The 7,427-nt window shown below is 62.6% G+C and carries 8 protein-coding genes and 1 pseudogene; 6 read left to right on the forward strand and 3 right to left on the reverse strand.

Going from position 1 to position 7,427, the window contains the following annotated elements; translation table 11 throughout:
• Positions 1-120: 120 nt before the first annotated feature.
• The gene (locus AC3G88_RS26805) at positions 121-981 is read right to left on the reverse strand and encodes a transglutaminase-like domain-containing protein (RefSeq protein WP_488894264.1); all 861 of its coding nucleotides are present in this window, start codon (positions 979-981) and stop codon (positions 121-123) included.
• Between the two features lie 603 nt (positions 982-1,584).
• On the opposite strand from AC3G88_RS26805, the gene AC3G88_RS26810 reads away from it, so the two are divergent.
• A complete protein-coding gene (locus tag AC3G88_RS26810) occupies positions 1,585-1,752 on the forward strand; it encodes a hypothetical protein (RefSeq protein WP_488894265.1) in 168 nt (55 codons plus the stop codon).
• A gap of 558 nt (positions 1,753-2,310) precedes the next feature.
• On the opposite strand, the gene AC3G88_RS26815 is transcribed toward AC3G88_RS26810, so the two are convergent.
• Entirely contained in the window at positions 2,311-2,517 is a 207-nt protein-coding gene (locus AC3G88_RS26815) for a hypothetical protein (protein WP_488894266.1), read from the reverse strand.
• Between the two features lie 455 nt (positions 2,518-2,972).
• Positions 2,973-3,535, reverse strand: a pseudogene (locus tag AC3G88_RS26820) (transposase); the annotation flags it as partial.
• Positions 3,536-3,761: 226 nt separating this feature from the next.
• Between AC3G88_RS26820 and AC3G88_RS26825 the strand changes: the two are divergent.
• From AC3G88_RS26825 to AC3G88_RS26845, 5 genes are all read left to right on the forward strand, one after another.
• Positions 3,762-4,772 carry an AraC family transcriptional regulator gene (locus AC3G88_RS26825; RefSeq protein ID WP_488894267.1) on the forward strand — a complete coding sequence of 337 codons (1,011 nt, stop codon included), beginning with the start codon at positions 3,762-3,764 and terminating at the stop codon, positions 4,770-4,772.
• 179 nt (positions 4,773-4,951) lie between these two features.
• Entirely contained in the window at positions 4,952-5,458 is a 507-nt protein-coding gene (locus AC3G88_RS26830) for a Rossmann-fold NAD(P)-binding domain-containing protein (RefSeq protein WP_488894268.1), read from the forward strand.
• A 208-nt stretch (positions 5,459-5,666) separates the two neighbouring features.
• Positions 5,667-5,888 carry a patatin-like phospholipase family protein gene (locus AC3G88_RS26835; protein ID WP_488894269.1) on the forward strand — a complete coding sequence of 74 codons (222 nt, stop codon included), beginning with the start codon at positions 5,667-5,669 and terminating at the stop codon, positions 5,886-5,888.
• A 171-nt stretch (positions 5,889-6,059) separates the two neighbouring features.
• The gene (locus AC3G88_RS26840; RefSeq protein ID WP_488894270.1) at positions 6,060-6,476 is read left to right on the forward strand and encodes a patatin-like phospholipase family protein; all 417 of its coding nucleotides are present in this window, start codon (positions 6,060-6,062) and stop codon (positions 6,474-6,476) included.
• Between the two features lie 113 nt (positions 6,477-6,589).
• Positions 6,590-7,204, forward strand: coding sequence for an START domain-containing protein (locus AC3G88_RS26845; protein ID WP_488894271.1), 615 nt, complete (start codon positions 6,590-6,592; stop codon positions 7,202-7,204).
• Positions 7,205-7,427: the final 223 nt, after the last annotated feature.

Consider the following 7,427-nt stretch of genomic DNA (forward strand, 5'->3'; position numbering starts at 1 on the left):
ATGGCAGATCCCGCTGGAACGCATCCCAGCGGCGTTCGTCGATGAAGCCATGGAACCGAAGAATGGAACGCGGCAATGGAAAACCCAGATCATGGAAGGCGGCCAGCAACTGAGCGCGGATCACCAGGTCGAGATGGCGCGTGTTGTGGCGAGCGGCATGCCAATGCCGGCGGCAGAATCGGTCAGAGCCTCGATTTCGATGTAGGGCCGCTCCGACTCGACCTTGCCGAATATCGCGGCAAAGGGAACATCGGCGGCATCCCGGCCGGTGCCGATGCGCAGCAGGCCGGTCGGAATGGAAACCCCCGACGGATCGAGCAAATACCAGCCGTCCGAGAGATATACCTCGACCACCGCATGGAAATCGGGTGGACCCATCGCCGGATCCGCGCCATAGTCCAGGCTGCTGGAAATACGGGCCGGGATGCTCAGCGCGCGACAGATGGCGATCATCAAATGAGCGAAATCCCGGCACACCCCCGTACGCTCCACGATCGTATCGATCGCCGACGTCCGCTCGTTGGTCGACCGCGAAAGAAAGCGCACATGGTTGCGCACCCACTCCCGTATCGCATACACGCGCGGGTAGCCCTGCCTCATGCCGCCAAACTCGCGCATCGCAAATTCCATCATGCGGTCAGATTCGCAATAACGGCTCGGGGCCAGGTAGGGTAGCACTTCAAAAGGCAGGTCGGCGACCGCGACCTGCGATAGCGTTTCGCCATCATCGAGACGATGGTCGATCTCCACCACGGCCTCATACCGAATTCCCAAGCAGCCCTTGTTCGCCCGAATGCGCAGCATACGGTTGCACAGGACGGGGTCGGTGTAGCTTGTGGCGAGTATCTCTGGCGAGATCACGAGGTGTTCGGAGACTATCGACTGCCGGCATGTCCTCGCCGCTTCGATGCACAAAAGGAAGTCCGCCGTGGAATCCGCGATCTCGTAGGACAGGTTCACCAAGTATCGGATGCGGTTCATAGTCGACCTTCCGTTCCAGGCGGGAGCGTAGAGCGTCCGCCCCGAGCGTATCGAGACGGCGATAACAGTGTACCGCTACCTTGCCTTCCTCCGCGCTTTCGTCTTGCGGAACTTCTTGATCGGCAGTATCTCGCGTCAGAGCAGGAGCGATCACTTGCGAGAGACACGCAACTTGCGGACAGGCGTCCAGAGGCGTTGGCGCGGATGAGAACGGTGTGAACGCGAGACTGGGGGCAATTGCGCACTGTCGCTTCGATCGGCTGCTATCGGTCGGCCGCTGAGAGGCCTGTGAGCACTACGTTGCTTGCTGTCCAACGATGACGTCGATGGCCGCTCGCCCCGCCAACTCCGCCACGAGATGAGCCCAACGCCGGGAATACGGCCCACCGAAAACTTTGATGCGCTGACCCCATGCCGCAATGCCTGTAGAGCGCAAGGGACCTTCCACCTGGAACCACACATCGAACATGTCCTTCGATGACATTTCGAGGGCGGCATGAATATGGAATCCGCGGTACTCTGTTATTCGCTCCATATGCCCTCTTCGCATCGGACGGCAAGCCGCCGCCACGACTGTGGCGGCGCTGACTTCATGAGGACGGCATGGCCGCTGCAGAATTAGCGACCGCCTTGGCCGCCCTGCTGTCCTTGCTGACTCCCGCCTTCCTGGCCGGCCTGTTGGTTCCCTTTTTGCCTTTCTTGGTCGCTCTGTTGGCCGCTTTGGCCGCCCTGTTGTTCGCGTTGCCCGCCGCGCTGATCCTGGTCACCTGACTGACCGCCCTGCCGACGTTCCTGATCGCCCTGTTGCCCCCCTTGTTGGCCACCTTGTTGAGACTGTTGCTCATTGGGCTGTTGCTGGCCCTGTCCTGGTTGCTGTTGCGGTTGCTGTCCCATCTTCAACTCCGATCGCGGCTGAATTGCCACCTTCTCCTAGTGCAAGCGCCGTACCAGCGAACCACTGTCATCGCCGACGGGGTCCTCCAGGGACATGACGTGTCGGCCGGAGGCGTCCGGGAACAGGGAATACCGGCAGTGCTGGGCGGGGCAACCACCTTCCTGACTGCGCTCGCGTGGAACGCGCCTGATATACAAAACCCCGTCAAAATTACCGAAAGGTCTCCCCCGCCCTAGGGACGACTGCCCCTCCTTGATATTGCCGCAGCAGTTAAATACGAAGCTCCAACCCATTGAGGGTCCCGGCGAGCAGGGCGAGTTGCGCGATGGCTGCGGCGGCATCAACGCCGTCTCGGCGGCATGCGGTGACAGCGGCTTTCTGCCTAGCAAGGTGCGCCCTAAGTTCCTGGAGCCGCCGATCGTGCCTCGCCCTCATCAGACAGTTGCGTAGCGACCGGACCCGGTTTCCAGCCAAAGATTGCGCTTGATCTGCACCAGATCCGAATAGCTGCGGCGCAAATGGCGCAGCACCTGCAGGCTCAGGGCAGCTTCGCCGCCCCCCCGGCGCGCCTCACGCACCCGTCCGACCTGCTGGCGGATGCGCTGCCGCGAGGCGGCCAGCTTCGTGTCCAGATGCGTCATGCGGGCCCTGACCCCCCGACGTCCCGCTCGCATTGCATGTCTCCACCACGGTACGGCGTTTGGTTATAGGCGCGATGGTGGTTGGCGGATCGGTCCGGAAAGGTTGGATACTGGACACCCCTGCCGCCCCGACGCATGGCGAATGCCACCTGTTGCCGGCCGTGGCACCTCGAACCCCGATCAGATGTCCCCGAGCCAGCCGTCCGCCGCAATCCGCGCGCGCCGCACGGACGCGTCCTCGGCCGCGCGCTGGGTGCCATACCCCGATAACGACGAATAAGGCCCGCACAACAGGCGCACCCGGCTCTCATTCTCGACTATCACCTCGTAGTCCCACTCCTCCCTGCCCTCCGGCCCCGGTGAGCCACCACGGTGCGCGCACCAATGTGGCACGCATCAAAACATCCGAGTGGTGAGACCCATGCTACGCGTGCCGGCGCGCATGCCTGTCCCAACTCGCGAGTGCGGCGCAGCAGCGCCCAGATGCGCCGGTAGCCGTAGGTTGGCAGATGCGCAACGTGGGCCTGGATTTCTTCGACCAGTTCCGTGTCGTCAGTCACTCTAGCGCTGCGACCATCTTGCCAATCGGACGGACGAACCCGTTTCACCGCCACACCGGAGCGCGCTACGACGAGAACTTCGCAGACCGTTTTCAATGGTCGTCCCCCGGCAGCAAGGGCGAGCGCGCAATCAGGTTTTTTGAGCGGCCCCACTCAACAGCCTCCTTCAGGATCTCGACTTCCATCGTCTTCTTCCCAAGCAGGCGCTGCAGTTCCTTGATTTCCTTGATCGCGGCGGCCAGCTCCGATGCCGGGACTACAGTTTCGCCAGCTTGCACCGCTGCCAGACTGCCTTCCTGGTATTGCTTGCGCCAGCCGAACACCTGGTTCGGATTCACGCCATGCCGCCGGGCCACGGCAGACACCGAGGCGCCAGGGGCCAGCGTCTCCTGCACGATAGCGACTTTTTCCTGCGCCGTGCGCCGACGACGGCGCTCCGGCTCGGTCAGAATTTCGATGGATTCCACGTAATGACTAGGCTTACTGATAGGCACAAGACTATCCCTTATTTTAAGAGAGTCCTTGTGTCCTCAGATACGTGGGGCCGCTCCAAGGGAGCACCCTTCTGGCGCAGATTGAAGCCAAGATGGCGCCGTTTGCATGCGTGGCATAGTCAGTGATATCTATACTGGGCTTGGTTTGGCTCAGTGAACGAGCCGACTCGGACTTTGCATGAGTATTCACATGGCACGCAAACTAAGCTTTTACCTGGACATCGGGTGGCAACCCTTGTTGAAGGACCTCGGGCTTACGCCTAGTCATGTACTGCGCAAAGCGGGACTTCCTGAAGACCTATTTTTTCACGGAGGGGGTGGGTTGACCACTGACGAGTATTTCCGCTTTTGGCGTGCTTTGGAGGCGGAGGCCAGCGATGTCATGTTTCCTCTGCGCATTGTCGAGACTGTTTCGGCGGAATCTTTCGCTCCACCACTGTTCGCCGCGCTGTGCAGTGCCAATCTGATGCAGGCTGTGCGGCGCCTGGCCAAGTACAAACAACTCGTGGCGCCGATGAGCCTAGAGGTCGTTGTGGGCAAAGCGGGCGAACTGACCGTGTCGCCTCGCTGGCTATCGGCGCCTACCGATATCCCCTATTCCCTTCAAGTGGCCGAAATTGCGTTCATTTTGCGACTGGCCCGTCTTGCCACCCGCGAACCCATCAAAGCGCTTAGGGTGGCAATTCCGGAGTTACCACCCCGCGCCTATGCCCGACGTTATGAGAGCTTCTTCGGCGCGCCCGTACAACACGGGAAAAGCCTGAGTATTACATTCGCAGCCGTGGACGTGTTACGTCCATTTCTCACGATCAATGAAGGCATGTGGCGCGTGTTCGAGCCAGACCTCCGCCGCCGGCTCAGCGAGCTAGATGCGACAGCGACAACTGCAGAACGCGTGCATGCCGTCCTGCTGGAACTGCTGCCCAGCAACGCGGCCACCATTGAGAAGACTGCCGAGCGCCTGGGCTTGAGCAAGCGCACGCTACAGCGTCGCCTAGAAGACGAGGGGGAGAACTTTCGCGCCCTGGTTAACGCGACGCGGGAGAGCTTGGCCCGCCACTACCTAGGGAACACCAATATGTCCGGTGGGGAGATCGCCTTTCTCCTCGGCTTTGAAGATCCCAACTCCTTCTATCGCGCATTTCAGGACTGGACAGGACAGACGCCTGACAGTGCTCGGCATGCCATGCGTGTCAATTGAGGAGGACCAGGTCGTGTCCACCCAAGTCGACAAACGAAGAGTGCTGCTGGCCGGCGCCACCGGTCTGGTGGGAGGTCTGATGCTCGAGGCCCTGCTGGCGGACCGGAGGGTCTCCGAGGTTCACGCCCTGAGTCGCCGGCGATTGAACGTATGGCACCCCAAAGCTCCAGGTCCACTTTGTGGATTTCGGCCGCCTGCCCGTGCTGCCGCCAGCCGACGAAGTATACCTCGCGCTCGGCACTACCATTAAGGTGGCAGGTAGCCAGGAAGCGTTTCGCGCCGTCGATCTGGACGCCAACCTGGCGGTGGCTAATGCCGCTTTCGCGTCGGGTGCCAGACGCGTGGGGCTGGTGAGCGCGGCGGCGGCGAATGCAAAGTCCGCCCTGTTCTACAACCGCATCAAGGGTGAATTGGAAGACGCGCTCAAGGCGATGGAGTGGACGGCGCTAGTGATCGCTCAGCCCTCGCTGTTACTGGATTACCGCGACGGCCTGCAGCAGCCGCCGCGCATCGGTGAACGGATAGCGATCCCGATCGCGAAGCTGGTCGCGCCGCTCTTGCCCGGCAGCTATCGCCCCGTGCATGCGCAGGCGGTCGCGCAGTCGCTGGTCAAGACTGTGCCAACGGCGAAGGGCGTGGTCATGCTGGCATCCGACGTGCTCGCCAAGACAGGCGATGCGCGCTGAGACAGCTTCAACAGCACCGGCGAGATGCACCGCACGGCGCACCGGTGGTAATTTCTGTTGCTGGCCACTGGCTTCCTGACGGCATGCGCAGGTACGCCCGAGGTTGCGCACAGGGCGTTCGAAGGCAACTGGCTTGTGGATGGTGTCTTGCGGGCCACGCCGGCAGCCCTGCCGCCAGCCAACCCATCGAGCCACAACGGCTGGCCGTATGCTGGGCGGCGGCGGCCTGCGCGGCTACGCGCACATTGGGGTGTTGCAGGCGCTGGAAGAAGCCGGCATCCGTCCCGACCTTGTCGTCGGCACCTCGATCGGTTCCATCGTCGGCGCTGCCTACGCCTCGGGGACCTCTCCGGACCAGCTCTGGCAGCAGGCCAACTCCATGCGCGTGCGCTCTTTGGCTGATGTCACATTGAGCGGCCCTGGTTTCTGAAGGGCGAAGCGCTGGCGCGTTGGGCCAACACCCTGGTCGGGTATCAGCCGATCGAACGTTTTCCCATGCGCTTCGCCGCCGTGGCCACGGACATCGACCGATCCTTGCCCTACGTGATCACGCGGGGGGGATGCCGGCGAGGCGCTGCGGGCATCGGCGGCGATCCCCGGCGTGTTCCTGCCAGTGCGGGGCTCCGACCATGTCTTTGTCGATGGCGGCGTTGCTTCGCTCGTGCCGGTTCAGGCCACCCGCGCGCTGGGCGCCGACGTGGTGATTGCTGTGGACATCTACTGCCACGGGCAGCGGTATCCGTCGAGTTTCGCGGTGTCGATGTGGTTGAGGGTGTCCCAGGTGCAGAGTTGCCTGCTATCCCGCCCGGAGGCCGCGTCGGCCGATGTGCTGATCGCGCCGGCGATCACACCTGCCGGCGTGGATGACGCCGAGGGTCGGGAGACGGCCCGCCGCCTCGGTTACGAGGCCGCGCGCGCCACTCTGCCCGCCCTGCAGACGACTTTGCAGCACCATGGCGTGACCCCCAGGCCGGTACGGGCCGGCCCGGCGGCCCCTTCGCTTTCGACGGTGCCTTGACGCCAGGAGTCTGGCTGGCACGGATTGCCGCATTGCTGGCACATGGTGCAAGTGAGTCGATGCGGTTCTGCCTATAAGGTCGTGGTGTCCCCACTCCCCTGATGAGGTTCCGCATGACCACCAAGCGCTTCGCATTCTCCATCGCCCTGTTGGCCGGCCTGGTCGTGGCCCAGCCGTCGTTCGCTCAGGACAACTGGTCGCTGGCCAAGGACGCCGACGGCATCAAGGTCTACGTTCGCCACGTCGAGGGCTCACCCTTGCGCGAATTCCGGGGCGAGGTTCAACTGAACAACGCCCCTGAGCAGGTCGCCGGGGTGCTGCGCGATGCCGATGCCTTCCGCAAGTGGATGCCGGATGTCGCCGACTCGAAGCTGCTCAAGGCCACCGACACTGAGCAGTTCCATTACCTAGACAACAAGGCGCCCTGGCCAGTGTCGAACCGCGACGGGGTCTACCACTTCTCCTATTCCCGAGCCGGCGACGGCGCAATCACTATCCGGGTGGAGGCCGTGCCCCAATACATGCCACCGCGTGACGGCAAGGTGCGCATCCCCCAGGCGAATGGTCAGTGGAAGCTGATTCCCAATGCCGAGGGCGTGAGCGTGACCTACCAGATGCATGCCTCCCCTGGAGGTGCAATCCCCAACTGGCTGGCTAACCAGACCGTGGTGGACACCCCTTTTGGAACGCTCAAGGCGTTGAGAAGCTACTTGCAGGCCTCCCACTGACACCCGCCGCGTGGCGCTTTTTGCGTGAAGCCTGGCGCTGATCGCTAGAGAGGTGGCGTCACTCGCTGCATACAGTGGAGGCCAAGCAAGGCGAGTTCGAACCCGAGCCGCCATGCATTTCAACCCAGGAGCCAAGGACATTCAATATGACGACCAAAGTGTAACGGCCCGGCGAGCACCGTCTTCTGCAATTGAGGCGGTGTAGGCAAGATCTGGTGTCTTC

This window comes from Cupriavidus sp. 86D6 (assembly GCF_057815095.1).

Bases quoted from the DNA above. Each gene is read 5' to 3' on its own strand.
- AC3G88_RS26835 (WP_488894269.1), top strand. From the start codon at position 5,667: ATGCTGGGCGGCGGCGGCCTGCGCGGCTACGCGCACATTGGGGTGTTG.
- AC3G88_RS26815 (WP_488894266.1), bottom strand. From the start codon at position 2,517: ATGACGCATCTGGACACGAAGCTGGCCGCCTCGCGGCAGCGCATCCGC.
- AC3G88_RS26810 (WP_488894265.1), top strand. From the start codon at position 1,585: ATGGCCGCTGCAGAATTAGCGACCGCCTTGGCCGCCCTGCTGTCCTTG.
- AC3G88_RS26845 (WP_488894271.1), top strand. From the start codon at position 6,590: ATGACCACCAAGCGCTTCGCATTCTCCATCGCCCTGTTGGCCGGCCTG.
- AC3G88_RS26805 (WP_488894264.1), bottom strand. From the start codon at position 981: ATGAACCGCATCCGATACTTGGTGAACCTGTCCTACGAGATCGCGGAT.
- AC3G88_RS26825 (WP_488894267.1), top strand. From the start codon at position 3,762: ATGGCACGCAAACTAAGCTTTTACCTGGACATCGGGTGGCAACCCTTG.